The following is a 22,926-nucleotide window of genomic DNA, read 5'->3' on the forward strand; positions in this document are numbered from 1 at the left end:
TAAATGGAACAATACGACCCGCGACTTTGGCACCGATGCAGCGATGCCCCACTTCAGAGTGAATATGGTAGGCAAAATCGAGCGGCGTGGCTCCCATGGGTAAATCAACCACATCACCACGAGGTGTAAAGGCGTAAACGCGATCATCAAACACCTGGCTACGCAGCTCGTCGATCATCTCACCCGAATCAGACATCTCTTCTTGCCAATCAAGAAGCTTACGCAACCAAGTAATTTTCTCATCGTAACCGCTGCGGGCAACCGTTGCGCCCTCTTTATATTTCCAGTGCGCAGCAACCCCAAGTTCAGACTCTTCATGCATCTGCTTAGTACGAATTTGAATTTCGATGGTTTTGCCTTCTGGCCCTAAAATCACCGTATGAATGGATTGATAGCCATTCGGTTTCGGATTCGCAACGTAATCATCAAATTCGCTAGGCAGGTGTTTGTATTTGGTATGAACAACGCCCAAGGCGGCGTAACAGTCTTGCAGTTGATCAGCAATAATGCGAACTGCACGCACATCAAACAGTTCATCGAAAGCCAACCCTTTCTTCTGCATTTTGCGCCAGATGCTATAGATGTGTTTCGGACGGCCACTCACTTCGGCATTGATATGAGAAAGCTTCATCTCGGCGCGCAGATCTTCGACAAAATCGTGAATATATTGTTCACGCACGATGCGGCGCTCGGAAAGCTGCTTAGCAATTTGTTTGTAGGTATCGGACTGCTGGTAGCGAAATGCGTAATCTTCAATTTCCCATTTGAGCTGACCAATGCCCAAGCGGTTTGCTAAAGGGGCATAGATATTGGCGCACTCTTTAGCCGCTACACGGCGAATTTCGTCAGGTTCATCTTTTACTTCACGTAAATTACAAATGCGCTCCGCTAATTTGATCACCACGCAACGAAAATCATCTACCATCGCAAGCAGCATGCGGCGAACGTTATCCACCTGCTCTGAAGCTTCACTGCCTTGCAAGGTAACATTTAACTGACCAAGTGCCGCCATCTCTTCGACACCATCAATCAGCTTCACTATGCCTTTACCATAGGTCTCTTCTAATACTTCACGGTCAAAAAGCCCACTACTGACGATAGGAAAGAGCTGAGCCGCGACTAAAGTGGCGCGATCCATCGATAAGGTAATCAGGATTTCGATCATTTCACGGCCGCGCCACAGCAGTAGCGGTCCTTTGGCATGACCTTCTAATAACGTTTCACACTGACGATATACGTCCGTCAGTTTAGAAGCTGTGCTTTTATCTTGATGTAAACTCGCAATCCATTTATCTAGCTCAAACTGTTCGTCTGGATTCAAGTGTGCGCTTCGTACCGCAACCATCTGATTCGTCCTAGTTTTATAGTTTGTGGTATTCGACTAACTTCGACTGAGTTAGTTCTCTGTCTACCGACTTTTTACAAATAGCGCCATCGATTCTAAATGACTGGTGTGTGGAAACATATCCAACATGCCAAGTTTTACCAACTTATAACCTTGGCTGAGTAAACTTTGACTGTCTCTTGCCAGTGTTGCCGGGTTACAAGAAACGTACACCACGCGCTGAGCGCCGAGCTTAGCCAATTGGTCGACAATGCCTGCCGCTCCTGCTCGCGCTGGGTCGAGTAGTACTTTAGCAAATTTTTGCTTTGCCCACGCTTGCGTTGACATATCTTGTTCCAAATTTGCTTGGTAGAACGTGATATTGTCGATTTGATTGCGCTGCGCGTTTTGTGTCGCTTGCTCAACCATCTCATCCACACCTTCAATGCCCACTACCGATTGAGCGTATTGGGCCATCGGCAAACTAAAGTTCCCTACGCCACAAAATAGGTCCAACACTCGGTCATCCTCAGTCAAGGCTAACCATTCCAATGCTTGAGCCACCATTTTTTGGTTTACTTGACGATTGACTTGAATAAAGTTGGAGGGCAAAAATTCGATAACTGATCCGGTTTCACAGTAGCTTGCCATCTCTCCGTGAAGACGTTCGAGCTGATCGCTTTCTGGCATCACATACAAAGTGAGATGATGCTGCTGAGCAAACGCCAGCAGCGCCGCGTGATCTTCACTTGGCAGCGGCTGAAGATGGCGCAACACCATCATCGCGCCTTGATCACCCAGCACCAATTCAACATGGCCAATCGCTTGCTGAGATTTAAATTGCGTTAACAGCGCTTGGATAGGTGTAAGTAGCGTGTTGAGTTGTGGTTCTAGCACTGGGCAGTCCGTCACGTTAACGATTTGCTTGCTCTGCTTTTTGCGAAAGCCAAATTGCAGCTGTTGCTGCTTTTTGTCCCACAACACGCTGATGCGGGCGCGGCGGCGATAGCCTTTATCGGCGCAACTTATTGCGGGGCTCAATGCCAACGTTTGTCCGGCGAATTTACTCATCAATTGCGAGAGTGTTTGCTCTTTGTGCGCCACTTGCGCACTGTGCTCTAAATGCTGCAGATCGCAACCACCACATTGACCGTAATGGCGACAAAATGGCGTCACGCGTTGTTCACTGGCCGTTAAGACTTTAATCAACTGACCGCGAGAGTATTTACTTTTGCTTTCAGTTAGCTGCATCAGCACTTGCTCACCGGGCAGCGCGCCATCAACAAAAAGCAGTTTATTGTGTTGATAAGCGATACCAGAACCTTGATGATCAAGACGTTCAATCAATACCGTTTGATGTTTTGTTTCTAATTGCGCTTTCTTTTTCGGTTGGAAAAAACGTGCCATGCTCTGTGCCTAAGTAAAATTAAATCGATGTTTTTTGCCCTAGCGTCACTATTTAGTGCGGGGATGATTGCCGAACTTACTCGACTTGATTAAGCTAGCCGTCAATTAAACGATTTTCGTACAGGCTTGCTCATCAAATTGCGGGCTATTTTCCCATATCCACACCACGATGTTTAGACAATAATGACCAGATATGGCTTACGCGCGCGCGTTATTACTTTAACCTTAGCTCCAACCTTAATTATCGGCTTGTTGCTCAGTGCTTTTTTCTCATTCAATCGCTACCATGATCTGGAAAAACAGGTGATCAATGCGGGGGCGAGCATCATCGAGCCCTTGGCCATTGCTAGTGAAGACGCCTTAAAAAACCAAAGCCGTGAGTCGGTACGCCGCATTATCAGCTACGCGCATCGGAAGAACTCTAAATTTGTCCGCAGTATTGCGGTGTTTGACGCCAACCACGAACTGTTTGTCACCTCGAATTTTCACCCTAACTTTGAAAGCTTAACTTATCCAAAAGAGAAGCCCATTCCGATTTTAAGCAGCTCAAATCTCACCGAGAACACTTTAATACTGCGCACGCCAATTTTGGCCGAAAACCGTCTAACCGAAGGCATAAATGCCAATACATCAACGCCTGCGCTCGGCTATATCGCGATAGAGTTGGATCTCTCTTCATTGCGTTTACAACAGTATCAAGAGGTCTTTTCCGCCTTTTTAGTGCTTGCGCTTGGGCTCGGTTTATCAGGGATGTTCGCATTCCGACTCCTGCACGATGTGACTCGCCCTATCTCACACATGAAAAACATGGTGGATAGAATTCGTCGCGGCCACCTTGATGTGCGGATCGAAGGCAAAATGCACGGTGAGTTAGATTCGCTCAAAAAAGGGATCAACGCGATGGCGGTATCGCTATCGGAATATCACGTCGAAATGCAGCACAGTATCGACCAAGCCACCTCGGATTTGCGAGAAACCTTAGAGCAGTTGGAAATCCAAAACGTTGAATTGGACATTGCCAAAAAACGCGCCCAAGAAGCCGCGCGCATAAAATCAGAATTTCTTGCCAACATGTCCCATGAGTTGCGTACGCCGCTTAACGGTGTCATTGGCTTCACCCGCCAAATGCTCAAAACCCAGTTGACGAATAGCCAAGCAGATTACTTACAAACCATTGAAAAATCGGCCAATAACTTATTGAACATCATCAATGACATTTTGGATTTCTCCAAGCTAGAAGCCGGTAAGTTAGCGCTGGAAAATATTCCGTTCGAGTTTCAAGAGAGTTTGGAAGAAGTGGTTAACCTCCAAGCGACCAGTGCTCATGAAAAAGGATTGGAAATTACTCTTAAAGTGGATCAAAAAATCCCAGCAGGCTTGGTAGGTGACCCACTTCGTATCCAACAAGTGTTGACCAACCTTGTCGGTAACTCGATTAAGTTCACCGAACGTGGCAACATCGACATCAGTGTTGAATTGCGCTCACAACGCGACAATGTGGTTGAGCTGCAATTTATGGTGCGCGACACCGGCATTGGTATTTCAGAGCGCCAACAAGCACAGCTGTTCCAAGCCTTTAGCCAAGCCGATGCCAGTATTTCTCGTCGCTACGGCGGCACTGGACTTGGTTTGGTTATTACTCAGAAATTGGTCAGCCACATGGGCGGCGAAATTAGCCTCACCAGCCGCCTTCACCAAGGTTCCACCTTCTGGTTTACGCTGCGTCTTAATACCACTGAAATGCCGATGAGCGACTGGCTTGACCCACATATTTTGAGCAATAAACAGCTGTTGCTCGTTGAACCCAATATGCAAGCCGCCTCCATCATCCAGCAAATGTTGGTGCAGGCAGGGTTGAGCGTCACATATCGAGCGGTGATGCCAGAAGAGACGGATCGCTTCGATTATGTATTACTCAATTTAGCCCCAAGTAGAGAGACTGATTTAAATTTGGTTGAGCAGTGGGTCACAAAGGCTATTCAGCTTGCCGACAACGTGATTATCGGTACACCAAGTACCGAGCTCGCCCTATCCGATTATTTAATGCAGCATCATCCAGTGCAGTGCATTACCAAGCCACTGTCGCGTAAAAAATTGCTGCAACTGTTAATCGCGCACCAACCGGTACAGCCTGCCATTCAAGATCTACCGATCACACTCGATACATTGCCCCTGAAAGTAATGGCGGTGGATGATAACCCTGCCAACCTCAAACTGATCATGGCCCTGCTGCAAGAACGTGTTGAAACCGTCATCGCTTGCACGAATGGCCAAGAAGCGGTCGAACAAGCAAGCCGCCAGAAATTTGATATGATTTTGATGGACATCCAAATGCCACAGATGGATGGGGTCACCGCTTGCCAGGAAATTAAGAAAACGGTACTCAATCACCAAACGCCCGTGATTGCGGTAACGGCTCATGCAATGATCGGAGAGCGCGATCGTCTGCTGAAAGAAGGAATGGATGATTACCTCACTAAGCCAATTGAAGAGCACATCTTGCAGCAAGTGTTAGCACATTGGAACCCCTACGCCAACCGTAAACAGTTGGAGAAATTACAACTCACAGAACAAGTTATACCGTCGCCGTCACAGGAAGCTGAGCAGCCTAATCACACCATTATCATTGACTGGCAAAATGCACTCAAACAATCAGCCAACAAGGAAGATTTGGCCAAAGAGCTGCTACAGATGCTAGTTGATTCGATTCCACAGGTGAGCCAAGTCGTCAGCATGGCGTTGGAAGATGATGAATACCCTACCCAAGATCTACTGCACCATATTCATAAACTGCACGGCAGTTGCTCATACAGTGGCGTACCCCGCTTGAAAAAAGTGTGCGCAGCGCTCGAACAGGCATTGCGATCGGGCAAATCCATCAGCGATGTAGAACCGGAGTTATTTGAATTACAAGATGAGATGGACAAAGTGGTCGCTACCGCTAAACCGTATTTAAGCGAATGAGCAATTTAACCCAAGAGACAATTTAACCGAATGAAAAAAGGGGCTTGCCGCTCAGCAGTATTTGCTTGTCAGCAAGCAGAGAAGATTGACAGATTAAGACTCTAAAATCACCGTCGCCACCGCATAATGGCGCTCATCAGAAATGGTTAGGTGAATGTGATTCACACTGGCTGTGGCAGCCAACTGCTTAGCCTTACCTGATAATGTCAGCACGGGTTTTCCGTTGGCGTCGTTGGTGACGGTAAAATCCTGAAAGCTAACGCCATGCGCAATACCCGTACCAAGCGCTTTAGATGCCGCTTCTTTAGCGGCAAAACGTTTCGCTAAATAGCGCCCTTTTTTCTTGAGCGAATGGAACACCGCCAATTCATCTTGGGTTAGCACCCGCTCGGCAAAAGCATCGCCACTGCGTGACAATGCTTTTTCTATGCGTTCAATTTCCGCAATATCAGTCCCTAAGCCGATAATCGCCATCGGTAGACCTTATTTGCGAGCCGCTTGCATGATGGCTTTCATATCGGCGACCGATTTTTCCAAACCATCAAATACAGCACGCCCGATAATCGAGTGACCAATGTTGAGTTCGTAAATCTCAGGCAGTGCAGCAATGGCAGCTACGTTGTGATAAGTCAAACCGTGACCAGCGTTCACCGTAATGCCCAAATCACTTGCATAACTCGCAGCCGCCGCAATTTTCTTTAACTCATCTTGCTGATCCGCTTCGGTTGTTGCATCGGCGTAATGACCAGTATGCAATTCAATAAACGGTGCACCGCAAGTTTTAGCCGCGTTAATCTGCTCACGATCAGCATCAATAAACAGAGAGACTTTGATGCCTGCAGCGGTCAGTTTTTCGGTTGCCGCTTTCACTTTGTCAAGCTGTCCTAATACGTCCAGCCCACCTTCCGTCGTTAGTTCTTCACGCTTTTCAGGCACTAAACACACAAATTCAGGTTGGGTTTGCAGAGCAATATCAATCATTTCGTCGGTAACGGCCATCTCGAGGTTCATTCGAGTTTGCAACGTCTCGCGTAAAATACGCACATCGCGATCCTTGATATGGCGTCGATCTTCACGTAGGTGAATGGTAATGCCATCGGCTCCGGCACGCTCTGCCATTTCAGCAGCATGCACGGGATCTGGGTATTTAGTACCGCGGGCATTTCGTAACGTGGCGATGTGATCGATATTAACGCCTAAGTAAATTGCGCTCATTTTCCTATACTCCGTACTCTGGAAAAACTAGACATAGGCAGGAAAAGCTCCCTGCTTTTTAAAGGTTTGCCGCCAAGATACGGCTTTAACGCTATGCGTGTAAAGCGTTTTGCCGCTTGAAGCTGCTCTTTACTGACAAAGCGCCGCTCACTAATGGCAATCAACTCATCGCCCATAAACGTGAGGTTATCGCGCCTAACAGAAGCGATAAAACCTTTTTGCTCGCGATAGCGATAAGTCATGCGAGGTTCGATGGCTTCTCCCGTTCCGGCGCAATGCAAGAAATCAACGCCATAACCCATTGAAGCTAGCAACGCGAGTTCAAAACGGCGCAGTGCTGGTTCTGGATTTTCACACTGAGCTAACTCGGTGAGTGCATGCAGATAATCATGGAACAGACCTGGGCAAGGCACTTCTTGCGCAAGCACGCGGCCAATCAGCTCATTGACGTACATTGCAGAATAGAGATGAATACCACTGAGCGGTAAGCCAAGGCTAATCGGTTCTGCTTGGCGCAAGGTTTTCATTGAACCGTTGCCTGACCATTTGAGCAATAAGGGGGTAAAAGGTTGCAGTGCACCTTTCAAGTTCGATCGTTTACTGCGTGCGCCTTTGGACATTAAGGTGACGCGGCCATACTCCTCGCTAAACACATCAAGGATTAGGCTCGACTCGCTATAAGGACGTCGATGAAGGACAAAACAGCGCTGTAAACCGTCTGACATATCAGCACTCAAAGGTGAGCGATGTTCTCGCCCACCTCGAATAGAGGTTATAGATCGTCAATATAACCAAGGCTACGAAGGGCACGTTCATCATCTGCCCACCCGGATTTCACTTTCACCCAAGTTTCTAGGTAAACCTTGCGACCAAACAACTCTTCCATATCTAAACGCGCTTCACGGCCGATGGTTTTGATTTTTTCACCACCTTTGCCGATCACCATTTTTTTCTGACCGCTGCGTTCAACGAGGATCAACGCGTTAATATGAAAACCATCGGTTTCAGGGTTGTAGTCAAAACGTTCAATTTCAACGGTTACTGAATACGGCAGCTCTTCACCAGTAAAGCGCATCAGTTTTTCACGCACAATCTCGGAAGCCATGAAACGCTGTGAGCGATCAGTCACATACTCTTCAGGGAAGTGATGCGTGGCTTGAGGTAAATGCTCACGCACATGTTTGCGCAATACATCGACGTTTTTGCCATGTTTTGCCGCAATCGGCACGACATCAACAAATTCCATTTTCTTCGATAGCTCTAGCATATGCATCATTACATCGTTACGATCTTTCACGTTATCGACTTTATTGACACACAACACTACAGGGAAATTAGCATTGCGTAACTTGTTGAGCACCATTTCATCATCGGCGGTCCACTGAGTGCCATCGACTAAGAACAGCACTAAGTTAACATCACTGAGTGAACTACTTGCCGCACGGTTCATCAAGCGGTTAATCGCACGCTTTTCTTCAATGTGTAACCCCGGAGTATCAACGTAAATCGCTTGGTACGGCCCCTCTGTATCGACACCCATAATGCGGTGACGAGTGGTTTGAGGCTTGCGCGATGTGATGGATATCTTTTGTCCCAGTAAGTTATTCAGCAGGGTTGATTTCCCGACATTGGGGCGACCCACAATGGCGATAAAACCACAGTGCTGCTCACCACTTTCCGGAGTTGCTTCATTGCTGTTGGTGTTTGATGCGAAGTACGCATCCAAATCAAATTCGTTATCAGCCATTTGTCAGTTGCTCTAGTGCAATTTCAGCCGCCGATTGTTCAGCTTTACGACGACTGGTGCCTTTACCAATTACAGGCGTTCCCATTCCTGCTACATCACACGATACCGTAAATTCTTGGTTGTGTGCTTCACCTTTAATATTAGTCACTGTGTAGATAGGCAGTTGCTTTCTTCTACCTTGCAGAAACTCTTGTAGGCGAGTTTTTGGGTCTTTTTGCGATACGCCCGGCTCAATGGCGTCAAGGCGCTCTTGATACCAGCTCAAAATAATACGTCGTACTACTTCGGTATCGCTGTCTAAATAAATCGCACCAATGATGGCTTCTACGGCATCAGCAAGGATTGAATCACGGCGGAAACCACCACTTTTCAACTCACCTGGACCTAATTTTAAGTAATCTCCTAGGCAAAATTCTCTGCCCAGTTCAGCCAATGTGTGACCACGCACAAGCGTAGCGCGCATACGACTCATATCCCCTTCGTTAATTTTAGGGAAACGGTGGTACAGCTCATCAGCGATGACAAAACTTAAAATTGAATCGCCCAGAAACTCAAGACGTTCATTGTGCTTACCATTTGCACTGCGATGTGTCAGTGCTAAGGAAATAAACTCGGGATCATTAAATGAATAACCGAGTTTAGTTTCTAATTTACTAATTGGAGAATTCATGCTCTCTCGATGTAGTGATGGCTAGCCAAAGCTAGCCTAGTTAATGCCACCAATGCGGTTAAAACGCACACCAGTTGGGATCCACGAAGGTAAAACGCTATCGGCACCACGTTCAAACTCAAAACTTATCCAAATACCGACCGCTTTACCGACTAAGTTTGCTTCTGGAACAAAGCCCCAGTAACGGCTATCAGCACTGTTGTCACGGTTATCACCCATCACAAAATACTGACCTTGAGGAACAACCCATTCATTAACGCCATGGCGTGGCTGATAAGCATCAACACGATCACGACGCAATGGATTGATCAAAATCTGGTGTTCAACCTGACCTAACTTTTCATTCACTTGAATTAAAGGGATGCCATTTTGGTTGAACTCACTCTCTTCAACATTGGACAGTTTGACCTGTTTACATTCTGTTGAACCTTGAGCTTGAATACAAATCTCTTTGTTGCTGCTATAACGAACTGTGTCGCCCGGCATGCCGACCACGCGCTTGATGTAGTCAATGCTTGGTTGCGGTGGGTATTTAAAGACCACGACATCACCACGCTCTGGTTTACCAGTTTCGACCAGTTGAGTACGCCATACTGGGTCTTTCAAACCGTAAGCGTATTTCTCAACTAAGATGAAATCGCCCACCAGCAACGTTGGCATCATTGAGCCAGATGGAATCTGAAAAGGTTCGTACACAAAAGAGCGTAGCACCAGCACAAAAGCAATCACAGGGAAGATGGAAACACTGTTTTCAATCCACCAAGGTTGCGCGGAAATTTTGGCACTGAGTTTGTCATCCAAGCCGTTGGTTTGCGCTTCAATAGCGGCCATCTTCTGTTGACGTTTTTTCGCCCACACCAACTTCTCCAGCACCCAAACTATGCCAGTCACTAATGTGACGATCACCAAGATGAGTGAAAATGTATTCGCCATGGAGTTCCCTTATCTAAAAATACGAAAGTGAAAGAGCCGAAACTCTTTCACTTAAATGGTGACTGCTGCATGCATAAGAACAAAGCAATGCTTAATCTTTACCTACGTGCAAAATGGCAAGGAAGGCTTCTTGTGGCAACTCAACATTACCAATTTGCTTCATGCGCTTCTTACCTTCTTTCTGCTTCTTAAGCAGTTTCTTCTTACGGCTAATATCGCCACCGTAACATTTCGCCAGTACGTTTTTACGCAGCTGCTTCACGGTTGAACGAGCAATAATGTGGTTACCGATCGCCGCTTGAATCGCAATATCAAACATTTGGCGAGGGATAAACTCTTTCATTTTCTCAACCACTTGACGACCACGCGTTTGCGAATTGTCTTTGTGAGTGATGATGGCTAGCGCATCCACTTTGTCACCATTTAGCAAGATATCCACACGGACCATGCTTGAAGCTTCAAAGCGTTGGAAACCATAATCAAGTGATGCATAACCACGAGAAGTTGACTTCAAGCGGTCAAAGAAATCAAGCACCACTTCGGCCATCGGCACATCATAAGTCAAGGCTACTTGGTTACCGTGATAGACCATATCAACCTGCACGCCACGTTTTTCAACGCACAACATAATGACGTTACCCAAATATTCAGAAGGGGTCAAAATGTTACAACGCGCAATCGGTTCACGAATCTCTTCAATGTCGTTCACCGCAGGCAATTTAGCAGGGCTATCAACATAAAGCATCGTGCCATCGGTCTTCTTCACTTCATAGACTACCGTTGGCGCAGTGGTGATAAGGTCAAGATCGTATTCGCGCTCTAAACGCTCTTGAATAATCTCCATGTGGAGCATACCCAAGAAACCACAACGGAAACCAAAACCAAGGGCGGCCGAACTTTCTGGCTCATAGAATAACGAAGCATCGTTTAGGCTCAGTTTACCTAACGCATCACGAAAGTTTTCGTAATCATCAGAAGAGACAGGGAAAAGCCCCGCATACACCTGCGGTTTCACTTTTTTAAAGCCTGGCAATGCTTTTTCACACGGATCTTTCGCGCTGGTCAGTGTATCACCTACAGGAGCGCCGAGAATGTCTTTAATACCACAAACCACCCAGCCCACTTCACCAGTGTTCAACATGGTTTTGTCGACTTGTTTTGGCGTAAAAATACCTAAACGGTCAATACCCCAAGTTTGGCCTGTGCTCATCACTTTAATCTTGTCATTTTTCTTCAGCGCACCATTTTTCACTCGCACTAAAGAGACAACACCTAAGTAGTTATCAAACCAAGAATCGATGATTAACGCTTGCAGCGGCGCAGCAGGATCGCCCTCAGGAGCCGGAATACCAGAAACGATTTTTTCTAGCACTTCATCCACGCCAAGGCCTGTTTTCGCAGAGCAGCGCACTGCGTCAATAGCATCGATGCCGACGATATCTTCAATTTCTTCCGCTACGCGTTCAGGCTCTGCGGCTGGCAAATCAATCTTATTTAAGATGGGGACAACTTCAAGGTCCATTTCAATGGCGGTATAACAGTTAGCCAATGTTTGCGCTTCAACGCCTTGACCGGCATCCACCACCAATAGAGCACCTTCACAGGCGGCTAAAGAACGGGAAACTTCATAAGAAAAGTCAACGTGTCCAGGAGTATCGATAAAGTTGAGCTGGTATGTCTCGCCATCGTTTGCTTTGTAATCGAGCGTCACACTCTGTGCTTTGATGGTGATGCCACGCTCACGCTCAAGGTCCATAGAGTCTAGAACTTGAGATTCCATTTCACGATCACTTAATCCACCACAAACTTGGATCAAACGGTCAGATAGGGTCGACTTACCATGGTCGATGTGGGCGATAATCGAAAAGTTACGAATGTGCTTCATAGATTTGGGATGACTAAACTCTTGAAAAAAGGGACATAAGAAAGCCACATCAAGCGGCGTTTCCATAAAGTTGGCCGATTCTACCCAATTTCGGTAGGGTTCGCATCATAAATTAGGCGATAGGTTCACCAAGGACTCGGACCAAAACCACCTCTTGCTGCGATCGTTTTTCAAGAACCACAGAGCAACGTTTGGCAATTCCGATCCCCAGCGCGATAAAAACAGCGGCCGTGATGATCACGATGCCCTCACCTAAACCGAGCCAAGGGGCCAAGAGCCTCTCACCCAGCCAAGCGCCAAACATCATCATAAAAAGCGGCACCAAATACACTAAGGCTGCCGATTGAAGCAAGCTTTTTTCGGGAAAACCGATTTCAACCGTCTGGCCTTGCTTCACTGGTTTTTTCGTATCGAGTTGCCATAACAGCGCTTTGTTACCAATCGCTTTCGATACGATCCCAGTACCACAACTTTTGGAGGACGAACAACTGCTGCAACTGGTCTGCTGCTGACAACTGAGTTCAACGTGAAACCCTTTAGCATCAGGTTGAACAGCGGTGACTGTTGCTAACGCCGTCATCATGGTTTGGTTACCTCTGTTGAGGACGCCGCAGGCTGGACAAACGTCACAGATTGAGCAATGCGCTGCGCCGTTGCCGGTGGAATATCACCGACCACTGAGATTTCATTGTTTCCTTTCACCACACTATGCAAGGTACGGCGGCCTTGACGAACCAGTTGGCCTTTCAGCGAATGGTTGTCACTATCGGAAATATAGACAGAAAAACTAAATAGCCCATCACTGAACATCTGGCTCTCTACCAAACGCTCAGTAATCGCCATACGATAACGGTTAAGCTCTTTGGGTTCAAAGCCTTCAGGTTTCCAACTCACTTGCCAAAAACTTTCCGTAAGGTTGCCTTTCGGTAACGTTAATACCTCGGGTAACTCAACGTCATTTAACCCTTGCATCGCCTGCGCTAATTTGTCGCTAATGGCGTAAGAAATCGTGCGATATTGCTCAAGCACCTCGCCGTCGCGATCGACTAAATCAGCTCGCAATGGCAAGTTACTGGTTTCATCTACCCACAAAATATAGGAATAGCGTAAGCCATCTTTCGGCACCACTCGCACCACTTGGCAAGCCGTACCCGCTTCACGTGCACGGCCAACTTTGACGAAATCGTAGTAACGGCCTAATTCAGTGACATTGCTGGTTAGCATCGGAATCGTCGGCGCAACCATAGTGCTTGACTCAATGGTGAACGGTTCTACCCCAGGTTCAATGTAACTCACTTCATTGCCACGGCGAATCACTTCACGGATCGGGCCGCTGAGATAAACGAGATGCGCAAATTGCTGATCGCCTTGACTTGCATGACGATACAGCAGTGGATCGATGCTGTTTTTCTTAATCAGAATGTAAGACAGCTCATAATTTAAATGCTGACTGGCCTCGTTCATTTGAAGCAACAAAGCCTCTGCAGGTTGGTCTTCTGCAAAGGCTAATGTAGAGTTCAAACTGAACAGCGCCAGTGCACTGATCAGGAATTTATTCATTCAACTACCGATTCAAGTACATCGTTATGTGGGCTTGCACTTTCACTGTTCAGGCGAAGTTGCAGCTCGTAGTCTTGCAATAATGCGTTTACGCGGCGACGTTGTTCTTGCACGCGGCTTTCGCTGGTTTGGCGCTCTACTGAATCACGCGTTAAACTAACTGGCTCTGCGCTGCCAGCCAACGGAATGGTTTGCAGTACGGGTAATTGGTCGTTTTGATTCACTCCTGAATCACGGCCACCGTATTGTTGAACACCTAAAATCACCACAAACGACACACACGCAGCAACCGCAACCTGGCCAAATTGGGAAAGCCAAGCCGGTAACTGCCGACGAGCTTGAGCTGGCGTCGGCTGAGACTCACGGCTTGCATCACGAAAATCAATAACCGAAGCAGATTGTAAACGACTGTGTGCGGGTTCGTCATCCAATGCTAACGCGACGCTCTGTGCAATATCCCACTCAGCTCGGACTGGGGCATCTCCACGCATCACATCACCAACCAAATGGTAATTTTTCCACGTTTGCAAACTTTCTTGGTCGAGCTCTAATTCTTGAATGAGCGCTTTATCGACCATTTCCCCATCCATGAGTGCTGAAAGTCTTTCTTTGTCAGCCATTATTTATTCACCATTTTCGTTACCAGTTTGAGCGCTATAAAAGAGGTTTAATCTTCTTTTCTACCGCTTCACGAGCACGGAAGATGCGAGAGCGCACCGTTCCTACAGGACAATCCATGACTTCTGCTATTTCCTCGTAACTTAAACCATCCAGTTCACGCAAGGTCATCGCAGTTTTCAAATCTTCAGGCAACGCTTCTATCGCACCAAAAACGACCCGCTGCAATTCTTTCGACAACGTAATGTTCTCAGGGTTCGATATTTCTTTTAATGCGTTGCCACTTTCGTAATATTCAGCATCTTCAGCATCAACATCGCTAGCGGGCGGTCTACGACTTTGGGCTACAATGTGATTCTTAGCGGTATTAACAGCAATACGGTATAGCCAAGTGTAAAAGGCACTCTCTCCGCGAAAACTTGGGATAGCCCGATACGCTTTGATGAACGCTTCTTGTGCGACATCGGCTACATCTCCGGAATTGCTCACATACCGAGAAATAAGGTTGCAGACTTTATTTTGGTACCTTAAAACCAAAAGGTTAAACGCTTGCTTATCTCCACTCTGAACTCGCTCAATCAATACTTGATCGGTCAGTTGCTCGTTCATTCGAGCCTGTACTCCTATTGTTATTCCCCTTACCTTCTCAGATATGGGCATTCATTATGCAAAATGTAGTATTGACACCACCGCTTACATGAGCACTATTGTGACTCAAGGGAGAATAGAAAGTTCCATTCTGTCTAAAAATATTTGCCAAGCATTATTCAATAAATGTGATCTAATTTCACTATAGGGGATCCCCAATATAGTGAGGGTCGATAAGACGAAAGACAATGGCATTTACAAAGTATTGCATCAAATCTTTCTCTACTGCTATTGGCTTGAAGCCATAGCGATACCGTTAGTGGATAAACCTTGCGGCTGAATCACTTCAAGAGTATAGATACATGCAATGCATATTTAAAATGAGAGTTGGACAACTCTACTCTAGTTCGGGAATTTAAAAGTTTTATGAACGCAAACCGTGAACATCTATGCGATGTATTAGTCGTAGGCAGTGGCGCAGCGGGTTTATCGCTCGCACTACGCGTAGCAAAACACAGTAAAGTCATTGTACTGAGTAAGGGACCACGCAGTGAAGGTGCCACTTATTACGCTCAGGGAGGTATTGCCGCTGTTTTTGACGAATCAGACAGTATTGAGTCACACGTCGAAGACACTCAAATTGCGGGCGCAGGGATCTGTGAAGAGGATACTGTCCGTTTCATCGCCGAGCATGCTAAAGAGTGTGTTCAGTGGCTTATCGATGGCGGCGTTCCTTTTGACAGAGAAGAGAATGACAGTGATGAAGCACCTCGCTATCACTTAACTCGTGAAGGCGGCCATAGTCATCGCCGCATCTTGCACGCGGCTGACGCCACTGGCATGGCAATGCAAACCTCCTTGCAAGACAATGTTCATAATCACCCCAACATTACTATCCTTGAACGACACAATGCACTGGATTTAATCACCGAAGATAAAATCGGTGGTGATAAAAAAAGAGTGGTTGGCGCTTATATTTGGAACCGCAATGAGGAACACGTTGAAACGATCCGCGCTAAGTTTGTCGTTTTAGCCACGGGCGGCGCCTCAAAAGTGTATCAATATACCTCTAACCCTGATGTTTCCTCAGGTGATGGTATCGCAATGGCGTGGCGTGCAGGATGCCGAGTGGCGAACCTTGAGTTCAATCAATTCCATCCAACTTGTCTTTTCCACCCTGAAGCACGTAATTTCCTACTGACAGAAGCACTACGTGGCGAAGGCGCTTTTTTAAGACGCCCAGACGGTTCACGATTCATGCTCGATTTTGATGAACGTGCCGAACTGGCTCCTCGTGATATCGTGGCTCGCGCCATCGACTATGAGATGAAGCGTTTAGGTGCTGATTGTATGTATCTGGACATCAGCCACAAACCGGCCGATTTTATTGAAAAACATTTCCCAACCATTTATACACGCTTGATGGATTTGGGCATTGATATGACCAAAGAGCCGATTCCGATTGTTCCTGCGGCGCACTACACTTGTGGTGGCGTTATTGTCAATAAACAAGGTAAAACGGATCTGCATAACCTGTATGCGATCGGCGAAGTTAGCTACACCGGTTTGCACGGTGCTAACCGAATGGCGTCGAACTCTCTATTAGAATGCGTCGTTTATGCCTGGTCAGCGGCAAAGGATATTTTAAAAGGATTACCAACGGCTCAGCTCCCACCAAGCTTACCCGGTTGGGATGAAAGTAAGGTCAATAACTCTGATGAAGAGGTCGTAATCCAACATAACTGGCATGAACTGCGCCTATTTATGTGGGATTACATGGGGATTGTCCGCACAGATAAGCGCTTAGAGCGAGCACTACGCCGCATTCAATTACTGCAACAAGAAACCCACGAATACTATAGTTATTTCCGCGTTTCAAATAACCTGCTTGAGCTGCGTAACTTACTGCAAGTGGCAGAGTTGATGGTGCGTTGTGCTATGCAACGCAAAGAGAGCCGCGGTTTGCACTACACGCTCGATTATCCAGAGTTAGCCGAAAATAGTGGCCCAACTATCCTAACGCCAGACGAGTAACCTCGCCAACGATCATCTGTTAGCGTCAAGTTGACCGAATGAATAAAGGAGCGTTTATCGCTCCTTTATTGTTGGTGATTGGTTATGGGTAACCTGCCGAAGCTGCACCAATAAACGGCGATAATCCGCTTCCACACAACTGTCGCGCCACACTAGATAGCGCTTACCTTGTTGTGCATAAATGATCAACACCATAAACGCAAACTGTGTAGAAACCTTTTCAATGGACAGATTCTGGTCGGCACATTGCCACTCACCGTGACTCGTGAGCTTGAATTGGCCGATTAAGCTAGGGACTAACAGTGAGGTACTCTTTTGCGCCGTGATAAGAGGTGCGTAAAATAAGGGGAGCGTTACAAGTGGAATCGGCGATATCAATAATGCCCACACGGCTATCATCAAAAAAATGAAGTTAGTAATGCGGGCAAAATGGGAAGGAAATAATACGAAATTAACGCACTTTGCTGAGGTTGTGGGCAACAATTTTATCCACCATGGCCGCATGCCCAAGATTTTCGCTACGACCATGCCCCATGATCCAAGTAAATAGATCAGGGTCGTCAGACTCAAGTAGGGAAACGAAATCTCGTTGCTCATTTTCATTCAGAGAATCAAAGCACTCTTCAAAGAACGGCATCACAACCACATCGAGCTCTAACATTCCACGACGGCATGCCCACTTGATTCTTGCTTTTTCTTCAGTGGTGTACATCGGTTTTCCTCACCTTATGTTTATTTGCGTTGAGTGTATCAACTGGATGAAGATACAACTAGTAGATGAGTCACAGTCCCTGTTCAAGCTGACAAAAAAAAATTTCCGGATTAACATGGGGCTCAAGATTCTCTTTAGGTAACGACTATGGACTGGCAAAACACATTGACACCTCTCGCAGTAACCGCCAATGACTCACTTCCACCACTGATGCTGACTCATCTTGCATCCTGGGGCACTATCATCATTTCAGGCAATGATAAAAAAGCCTATTTGCAAGGCCAAGTGACCTGTAATGTCGTCACTCTTGAACCAACACAGTCAACCTTAGGTGCCCATTGTGATGCGAAAGGCAAAGTGTGGTCCGTCTTTCGCCTGTTCCACCATCACGATGGTTATGCGATGTTCCAGCCTTTATCAGCAATAGAAGCTGAATTAAGAGAGCTGAAAAAATACGCTATTTTTTCTAAGGTCAATATCAGCCAGAGCCAAGACGTCGCACTGGGCGTTATGGGCGAACAAGCTGAGCAATATATCAATACATTAACGGCGGATGAAGGTGAGGTGCGTTTGATTGACGGCGGTAGCGCCATCAAAATTTCATCCCAACGTTGGCTATTACTTGTTTCAGAGCAAACCGCGCAACAGCTCATGACGCAAAGTGAAGCACTGAAAGTCACCGAGGAAACGTGGACTCGCTTTGATATCGAAGAAGCAGTCCCCGTCCTTGGTCAAGCGGATCAAAATGAGCACATACCGCAAGCCGTTAATCTTCAGGCCTTTAATGGTATCAGCTTTAATAAAGGGTGTTATACAGGCCAAGAAACCGTCGCTCGCGCTAAATATCGAGGTATTAATAAGCGTGCAATGTACATCCTTCAAGGCAACATTGAGCAACCGCTAAGTAATGATCAACCAATCATGATCGAACGCTCAGTTGGAGAAAACTGGCGTAGTGCTGGGCAATTAATGGTTCATTACACGTTTGCTGATAATACCGCTATCGGTTTAATAGTCTTACCAAACAATCTCGAGCCAGAAACTGAGTTTCGTCTTGCAAGCCAACCAAACACTCGTTGGTTTATGCAAGCTCTCCCCTACTCTCTTACTGACGAATAAGCTTCTTCCTCATATTGACCATGCGCCTCTTTACGAGGCGTATGCTTTCTAACACTCGCCTATCTCGAATAAATTTCAGGAAAAAGAATGCAATAATGTAATCCATTACATTGGCACGTGATCGCTCTCTAAATCACACAACATTAGAGGTGAATTTTTAGTCATTATTGAAACATAAATAGTCATCAGGTTTATTTTGACGTACTCTTAACAATGCTGGTCAGGACAAACGAGAAGTTGCCCTGACCAGCAAAAAAGTGAATCCACTGATTGTTTCAGGACATCCACTTTTTGTGTAATGCATCTGTGACTATTCGCCCGCCTATTTTATTTAAGCGGGCTTTTTTTTTAGGCTATTCTTAACCAAAATTTAACACTTTCCATAAACAGCAGCTATTCTTTAAAGTGTAATATTTGTCGTGCTTAATATGCACCAAGTGAATGGTGCACTGAGCATTTTTTGTTAGCACTATTTTGAGGAGATAATCACGCAAACATGGGTATTTATCCAACATTTTGCCTACGGCAGCACAAATATCCAAAAGAGTCATCAATAACTGCATATTCCTCTATGGCAATCACACTATTAGAGGCGCAATTTATTTATAATTTGCAGTGTTAGAATAACAGAAGGATCGAAGTATGAGACTGTTTAAGCGCTATACGCCAGGTATGATAGCTAAACACGTAAGTCGGCTTTTTAAAGGAAGAATCTATATTTACGGGGTTGGAAAATTTGAATTCGATAATGGCAAACTGATCTTGCCAGAGCGCGCAGACAAGCGCCACTTTCAGACGGTGAAGGAAGTGAATCAGGAAATCATGAGACTACGCTGCGCCTACGCATAATACGAGTTTCATTAAAGAATTTTAAAAGGGTTGGCCATAAGCCAGCCCTTTTGCCATCATTAGGTTAATCACTGTTAGGGCTCAAGCAGCACCATTTTACTCTTGGCAAGATCAGGTAAATCACCTTTTAAACCCAGTGCTCTTTTCATAATCTCATCTTTGGCTCCAGGAAGTTGTCCAGCCAACTGCATGCCAATGCCACGGATCAGTTTCTTCGCCGGGTTATCACCTTCAAAAAGATCTTTGAAACCTTGCATCGCGGCAATCATTTTGGCTGCTTCTGTTTTTCGCCAACGTTCATAACCTCGCAAATTTTTGAGCAAGCCAATATCTTCACCTTGATGCCACAACGCGAGTAGTTCTTGAGCTAAGCTTGCAGCATCAAGTAAACCTAAATTAACACCTTGCCCGGCTAGCGGATGGATGGTGTGCGCCGCATCACCAACGAGTGCGATTCGTTGTAAAGCAAAATCTCGGGCATAACGCATTTTAAGTGGGAAAGCAGCACGTTCACCGACCACCTCACACAAACCTAAACGATGATCAAACTCAGCGGTCAGTATCTTATTGAATTCGAGCTCAGACAGGCTGAGCAAGCGCTGCGCTCGGTTGGGCTCTGTAGACCAAACGATTGAGCTCATATGAGGATCAGACATAGGTAAAAAGGCCAGCGGACCTTGTGGTGTAAACACTTGCCTTGCCGTCGATTGATGTGGTTCCACCGTGCGGACATTTGCCACCAGCGCACTGTGTCCATAATCCCAATGGGTTAATGGAATGTCTTGCTGCTGACGAACCCAAGAGTTTGCGCCATCGGCTCCTACTATCAATTTTGCGGTGAGTGATTGACCGTTATCGAGCGTTAGCCACGCTTCACTTTCTCCGACAGCCAGAGATTGGCATTGAGCGGGCATAAAGAGTGTCACATTCGCTTGCTTTTGTACTTGTTCGAGTAAGGCTAATTGAATGACGCGGTTCTCAACAATGTGTCCCAGATCCGGCTGAGTCATTTGATTGGCACTAAATTCGATCCGCGCAAAACTATCGCGTTCCCACACTTCCATCGCCGAATAAGGCGCAGCGCGACGAGAAATGATGCCTTGCCATGCACCAAGGTTTCGCAACATGATTTCACTGGAACGGCTTAAGGCGGAGACTCGCACATCCGGCAGCTCTGCCAGTTCAAGGCTAGGTACTCGGCCCTCAATCACGGCGATGCGCAGTTCGCTATGCTTTAATGCGGCGGCCAGTGCAAGGCCAACCATTCCGCCACCCACAATGACAATATCGACACTTTGCATCATATACAGACCCTTTTATCTATTCACTACGCCAAGCGTTCGGCGCAGTAGCGGCATTTTCAGCCACGGTAAATTATCCATCACCATGAGGCCTACATTGCGACCAATACGAGTGGTTAACCAATCATTGGAAAAGAGATGCACCAGGGATGATGTCAGCTTAATGGTGGCATCACGATCCGCTTCTCGGCGTTGGGAAAAAGCTTGTAAACCGCGATAGCAGCCAACATCGGCTTGCTGCTTGATAAGCTCATCCGCCAAGCTTGCCACATCTCGAATACCTAAGTTAAAACCTTGTCCCGCAATCGGATGTAATGTCTGAGCGGCATTGCCCACAATGGCAAAACGATGTGAAATGTTCTGCTCTCGATAACGCAGTTGTAATGGATAGCAGGCACGAGTGCCCACTTTATTCATTCGCCCTAAACGCCAACCAAACGCATCTTGAAGCTGTGCTAAAAAACCCTCATCACTGAGTGAAAAAACTCGCTCGGCTTTCGCGGGAGGTAAACACCAAACTAAAGAGAGTCGATTATCACTCATTGGTAATAACGCGACAGGACCATCGGCGGTAAATCGTTCAAACGCTCGTCCTTGGTGAGCTTTTGAGCTCACAACATTAGCAATAACCGCGACCTGTTCAAAATCATGCTCTTGTTGGATGAGGCCGATTTGCTCGCAGCAGGTCGATATAGCCCCATCAGCTGCGACCAATAACTTAGCTTGGATCGTTCGTTGATCGTTAAGGGTGACAGTGACCTTATCCATACTGCGTTCCACTTGCTGAACCGCGCTTGGGCAAAATAACTCAATATGCGGGCTCTGCTGCATTTTTTGCGCGTAAATCTGCCCAACATCGGCTAATTCAACCACGTAACCTAATGCTTCTAAATCGAGTTGCTGACAAGTGATATCGGTCATCCCAATATGAGACTGATCCGACACATGAATATGTGTAATTGGGGTGGCGACCTCTTGCAGCGACTGCCACAAGGAGAGATTTTGCAAAATTTGCACGCTACCGTAGGATAAAGCAATTGAACGCGAATCAAAGCCGGGATGGGCGAGCTTATCATCCAGCGGATGCGCTTCGACCACAGCAATCGCAAGCTTTCCTTGAGAAAGCGTATCTAAGGCCAACGCCAGTGTTGCACCGGCCATCGCCCCACCAGCGATAATCACATCAAATTGCTTCACAGTCATCTCTCTTTAATGCACGGTCGGCTGAGTTTCTTGTAGAGGTTTGATACCAAATTCAGCATGAATTGTTAACACACAAGCTTTTATATGCTCGATGACGTGTTCCAAAAGTTGAGCTTGCTCATCCAAGTCATCCTCTTCATCGATACCGAGCTTGGCAATTTCTTCTAGATCAGCCAAGGCCTCTTTAGTCTCTGCGGACGCTTTTTTCAAAACAACCCCAATCAAGCCAAGCCCAGAAATAAAGTGATTTACCCAGTCGGCTACGCCATCAGCCAAATCAAATACACTGGCACTCGCCTCTTCATCTGGCAACAGTAGTGATAACTCCATCCCGCTACCAGTGAGCTCTTCGATTGTAAAGGTGAGTACTTGTTCAGCCAATGTCAACGGACGATCTGGCCAACCCATACCTTCGTTAGTGTAATCAAAAATAAGTGGCTGCCAGCTCTTATCATTTAAGCCCAGACCACCGGCCAGCATGCCCGTTAGCAACCCATGCAACTCAGCAGGGTTAACCGCAAGTGCTGCAGATTGAAGGGCAGTGGCAAGAGAAAGATAATCCGGTAGTTTTTTTTCGCTCATGGGAAGCTCGTAATAAAATCAAATAAGCGCGATCCTACCACTTAGCTTCCAATGCGAAAATGCTCAAAGCGTTAATTGTGGGTAGCTTTTACTCAATTTGCCTAATAACTGTGTTTTTAGTCCCTCATTTTTTACTGCTCGCTTTGAAAAGCTTGAATCTTAGGGCCGCTTTACCTATAGTTTCCACCTCGATGGGCATGTGAGTGGCACCATCT

General features: G+C 46.5%; 22 protein-coding genes. 4 read left to right on the top strand and 18 right to left on the bottom strand.

Going from position 1 to position 22,926, the window contains the following annotated elements:
- Together relA and rlmD are read right to left on the bottom strand one after the other, a co-directional pair.
- Positions 1–1,345, bottom strand: a 1,345-nt coding sequence (gene relA / locus AACT21_RS06490) for a GTP diphosphokinase (RefSeq protein ID WP_094163885.1), incomplete at its 3' end; no start/stop codon positions are given.
- A 63-nt stretch (positions 1,346–1,408) separates the two neighbouring features.
- Positions 1,409–2,731 carry a 23S rRNA (uracil(1939)-C(5))-methyltransferase RlmD gene (gene rlmD, locus AACT21_RS06495; RefSeq protein ID WP_094163887.1) on the bottom strand — a complete coding sequence of 441 codons (1,323 nt, stop codon included), beginning with the start codon at positions 2,729–2,731 and terminating at the stop codon, positions 1,409–1,411.
- 183 nt (positions 2,732–2,914) lie between these two features.
- Between rlmD and barA the strand changes: the two genes are divergently transcribed.
- Positions 2,915–5,695 (top strand): two-component sensor histidine kinase BarA, encoded by a 2,781-nt coding sequence (gene barA, locus AACT21_RS06500; protein WP_094163889.1) that lies wholly within the window; start codon positions 2,915–2,917, stop codon positions 5,693–5,695.
- 93 nt (positions 5,696–5,788) lie between these two features.
- On the opposite strand, the gene acpS is transcribed toward barA, so the two are convergent.
- The 11 genes from acpS to rpoE form a co-directional block, all read right to left on the bottom strand.
- The gene (gene acpS, locus AACT21_RS06505; protein WP_064625892.1) at positions 5,789–6,169 is read right to left on the bottom strand and encodes a holo-ACP synthase; all 381 of its coding nucleotides are present in this window, start codon (positions 6,167–6,169) and stop codon (positions 5,789–5,791) included.
- A 9-nt stretch (positions 6,170–6,178) separates the two neighbouring features.
- Positions 6,179–6,910 carry a pyridoxine 5'-phosphate synthase gene (pdxJ, locus tag AACT21_RS06510; RefSeq protein WP_013856034.1) on the bottom strand — a complete coding sequence of 244 codons (732 nt, stop codon included), beginning with the start codon at positions 6,908–6,910 and terminating at the stop codon, positions 6,179–6,181.
- Entirely contained in the window at positions 6,907–7,635 is a 729-nt protein-coding gene (gene recO / locus AACT21_RS06515) for a DNA repair protein RecO (RefSeq protein ID WP_176430191.1), read from the bottom strand. The genes pdxJ and recO overlap by 4 nt, the downstream gene beginning before the upstream one ends.
- Before the next feature lie 47 nt (positions 7,636–7,682).
- Positions 7,683–8,657, bottom strand: a complete 975-nt coding sequence (gene era / locus AACT21_RS06520) for a GTPase Era (protein ID WP_010319802.1) — start codon at positions 8,655–8,657, stop codon at positions 7,683–7,685.
- The gene (rnc, locus tag AACT21_RS06525) at positions 8,650–9,327 is read right to left on the bottom strand and encodes a ribonuclease III (RefSeq protein WP_010319803.1); all 678 of its coding nucleotides are present in this window, start codon (positions 9,325–9,327) and stop codon (positions 8,650–8,652) included. The genes era and rnc overlap by 8 nt, the downstream gene beginning before the upstream one ends.
- A 36-nt stretch (positions 9,328–9,363) precedes the next feature.
- Positions 9,364–10,260 (bottom strand): signal peptidase I, encoded by an 897-nt coding sequence (lepB, locus tag AACT21_RS06530; RefSeq protein WP_013856032.1) that lies wholly within the window; start codon positions 10,258–10,260, stop codon positions 9,364–9,366.
- A gap of 91 nt (positions 10,261–10,351) precedes the next feature.
- Positions 10,352–12,145: a translation elongation factor 4 gene (gene lepA, locus AACT21_RS06535; RefSeq protein WP_026027281.1), complete on the bottom strand. Its 1,794-nt coding sequence runs from the start codon at positions 12,143–12,145 to the stop codon at positions 10,352–10,354.
- A 112-nt stretch (positions 12,146–12,257) separates the two neighbouring features.
- Positions 12,258–12,728, bottom strand: a complete 471-nt coding sequence (locus tag AACT21_RS06540) for a SoxR reducing system RseC family protein (RefSeq protein ID WP_094163893.1) — start codon at positions 12,726–12,728, stop codon at positions 12,258–12,260.
- The gene (rseB, locus tag AACT21_RS06545) at positions 12,725–13,705 is read right to left on the bottom strand and encodes a sigma-E factor regulatory protein RseB (RefSeq protein ID WP_017050475.1); all 981 of its coding nucleotides are present in this window, start codon (positions 13,703–13,705) and stop codon (positions 12,725–12,727) included. Before rseB ends, AACT21_RS06540 begins: the two co-directional genes overlap by 4 nt.
- Positions 13,702–14,325: a sigma-E factor negative regulatory protein gene (locus tag AACT21_RS06550; protein WP_017046484.1), complete on the bottom strand. Its 624-nt coding sequence runs from the start codon at positions 14,323–14,325 to the stop codon at positions 13,702–13,704. The genes rseB and AACT21_RS06550 overlap by 4 nt, the downstream gene beginning before the upstream one ends.
- A gap of 34 nt (positions 14,326–14,359) precedes the next feature.
- Positions 14,360–14,932, bottom strand: coding sequence for an RNA polymerase sigma factor RpoE (gene rpoE, locus AACT21_RS06555; protein WP_026027282.1), 573 nt, complete (start codon positions 14,930–14,932; stop codon positions 14,360–14,362).
- A gap of 405 nt (positions 14,933–15,337) precedes the next feature.
- Here rpoE and nadB point away from each other — a divergent pair, with 405 nt between their 5' ends.
- Complete coding sequence (nadB, locus tag AACT21_RS06560) at positions 15,338–16,945, top strand: L-aspartate oxidase (RefSeq protein WP_029189883.1); 1,608 nt, start codon at positions 15,338–15,340, stop codon at positions 16,943–16,945.
- Positions 16,946–16,999: 54 nt separating this feature from the next.
- Here nadB and AACT21_RS06565 read toward each other — a convergent pair whose 3' ends face one another.
- Positions 17,000–17,473 (bottom strand): protein YgfX, encoded by a 474-nt coding sequence (locus tag AACT21_RS06565; RefSeq protein WP_308515697.1) that lies wholly within the window; start codon positions 17,471–17,473, stop codon positions 17,000–17,002.
- On the bottom strand, positions 17,397–17,657 hold the full coding sequence (locus tag AACT21_RS06570; protein ID WP_010319812.1) for an FAD assembly factor SdhE: 261 nt from the start codon (positions 17,655–17,657) through the stop codon (positions 17,397–17,399). The genes AACT21_RS06565 and AACT21_RS06570 overlap by 77 nt, the downstream gene beginning before the upstream one ends.
- Positions 17,658–17,804: 147 nt before the next feature.
- On the opposite strand from AACT21_RS06570, the gene ygfZ reads away from it, so the two are divergent.
- A complete protein-coding gene (gene ygfZ / locus AACT21_RS06575) occupies positions 17,805–18,776 on the top strand; it encodes a tRNA-modifying protein YgfZ (RefSeq protein WP_094163895.1) in 972 nt (323 codons plus the stop codon).
- Between the two features lie 642 nt (positions 18,777–19,418).
- Positions 19,419–19,625 carry a DUF1107 domain-containing protein gene (locus AACT21_RS06580; protein ID WP_010319814.1) on the top strand — a complete coding sequence of 69 codons (207 nt, stop codon included), beginning with the start codon at positions 19,419–19,421 and terminating at the stop codon, positions 19,623–19,625.
- A 74-nt stretch (positions 19,626–19,699) separates the two neighbouring features.
- On the opposite strand, the gene AACT21_RS06585 is transcribed toward AACT21_RS06580, so the two are convergent.
- The 3 genes from AACT21_RS06585 to AACT21_RS06595 are packed head-to-tail and all read right to left on the bottom strand — an operon-like array spanning position 19,700 to position 22,711.
- Positions 19,700–20,929 (bottom strand): FAD-dependent 2-octaprenylphenol hydroxylase, encoded by a 1,230-nt coding sequence (locus AACT21_RS06585; RefSeq protein ID WP_081245346.1) that lies wholly within the window; start codon positions 20,927–20,929, stop codon positions 19,700–19,702.
- A gap of 12 nt (positions 20,930–20,941) precedes the next feature.
- Positions 20,942–22,129 (bottom strand): 2-octaprenyl-6-methoxyphenyl hydroxylase, encoded by a 1,188-nt coding sequence (ubiH, locus tag AACT21_RS06590; protein ID WP_094163897.1) that lies wholly within the window; start codon positions 22,127–22,129, stop codon positions 20,942–20,944.
- A 6-nt stretch (positions 22,130–22,135) separates the two neighbouring features.
- Positions 22,136–22,711 (bottom strand): YecA/YgfB family protein, encoded by a 576-nt coding sequence (locus AACT21_RS06595; RefSeq protein WP_017046479.1) that lies wholly within the window; start codon positions 22,709–22,711, stop codon positions 22,136–22,138.
- Between the last annotated feature and the right edge of the window lie 215 nt (positions 22,712–22,926).

It is taken from the genome of Vibrio sp. V08_P9A1T1 (assembly GCF_963874405.1).
In the GTDB taxonomy this organism is placed as follows: domain Bacteria; phylum Pseudomonadota; class Gammaproteobacteria; order Enterobacterales; family Vibrionaceae; genus Vibrio; species Vibrio anguillarum.

What these genes read in the sequence shown, in the direction of transcription:
- rlmD (WP_094163887.1), bottom strand. Translation starts at nt 2,731, where the DNA reads ATGGCACGTTTTTTCCAACCGAAAAAGAAAGCGCAATTAGAAACAAAA.
- barA (WP_094163889.1), top strand. Translation starts at nt 2,915, where the DNA reads ATGACCAGATATGGCTTACGCGCGCGCGTTATTACTTTAACCTTAGCT.
- acpS (WP_064625892.1), bottom strand. Translation starts at nt 6,169, where the DNA reads ATGGCGATTATCGGCTTAGGGACTGATATTGCGGAAATTGAACGCATA.
- pdxJ (WP_013856034.1), bottom strand. Translation starts at nt 6,910, where the DNA reads ATGAGCGCAATTTACTTAGGCGTTAATATCGATCACATCGCCACGTTA.
- recO (WP_176430191.1), bottom strand. Translation starts at nt 7,635, where the DNA reads ATGTCAGACGGTTTACAGCGCTGTTTTGTCCTTCATCGACGTCCTTAT.
- era (WP_010319802.1), bottom strand. Translation starts at nt 8,657, where the DNA reads ATGGCTGATAACGAATTTGATTTGGATGCGTACTTCGCATCAAACACC.
- rnc (WP_010319803.1), bottom strand. Translation starts at nt 9,327, where the DNA reads ATGAATTCTCCAATTAGTAAATTAGAAACTAAACTCGGTTATTCATTT.
- lepB (WP_013856032.1), bottom strand. Translation starts at nt 10,260, where the DNA reads ATGGCGAATACATTTTCACTCATCTTGGTGATCGTCACATTAGTGACT.
- lepA (WP_026027281.1), bottom strand. Translation starts at nt 12,145, where the DNA reads ATGAAGCACATTCGTAACTTTTCGATTATCGCCCACATCGACCATGGT.
- AACT21_RS06540 (WP_094163893.1), bottom strand. Translation starts at nt 12,728, where the DNA reads ATGATGACGGCGTTAGCAACAGTCACCGCTGTTCAACCTGATGCTAAA.
- rseB (WP_017050475.1), bottom strand. Translation starts at nt 13,705, where the DNA reads ATGAATAAATTCCTGATCAGTGCACTGGCGCTGTTCAGTTTGAACTCT.
- AACT21_RS06550 (WP_017046484.1), bottom strand. Translation starts at nt 14,325, where the DNA reads ATGGCTGACAAAGAAAGACTTTCAGCACTCATGGATGGGGAAATGGTC.
- rpoE (WP_026027282.1), bottom strand. Translation starts at nt 14,932, where the DNA reads ATGAACGAGCAACTGACCGATCAAGTATTGATTGAGCGAGTTCAGAGT.
- nadB (WP_029189883.1), top strand. Translation starts at nt 15,338, where the DNA reads ATGAACGCAAACCGTGAACATCTATGCGATGTATTAGTCGTAGGCAGT.
- AACT21_RS06565 (WP_308515697.1), bottom strand. Translation starts at nt 17,473, where the DNA reads ATGGTCGTAGCGAAAATCTTGGGCATGCGGCCATGGTGGATAAAATTG.
- AACT21_RS06570 (WP_010319812.1), bottom strand. Translation starts at nt 17,657, where the DNA reads ATGTACACCACTGAAGAAAAAGCAAGAATCAAGTGGGCATGCCGTCGT.
- ygfZ (WP_094163895.1), top strand. Translation starts at nt 17,805, where the DNA reads ATGGACTGGCAAAACACATTGACACCTCTCGCAGTAACCGCCAATGAC.
- AACT21_RS06580 (WP_010319814.1), top strand. Translation starts at nt 19,419, where the DNA reads ATGAGACTGTTTAAGCGCTATACGCCAGGTATGATAGCTAAACACGTA.
- AACT21_RS06585 (WP_081245346.1), bottom strand. Translation starts at nt 20,929, where the DNA reads ATGATGCAAAGTGTCGATATTGTCATTGTGGGTGGCGGAATGGTTGGC.
- ubiH (WP_094163897.1), bottom strand. Translation starts at nt 22,129, where the DNA reads ATGACTGTGAAGCAATTTGATGTGATTATCGCTGGTGGGGCGATGGCC.
- AACT21_RS06595 (WP_017046479.1), bottom strand. Translation starts at nt 22,711, where the DNA reads ATGAGCGAAAAAAAACTACCGGATTATCTTTCTCTTGCCACTGCCCTT.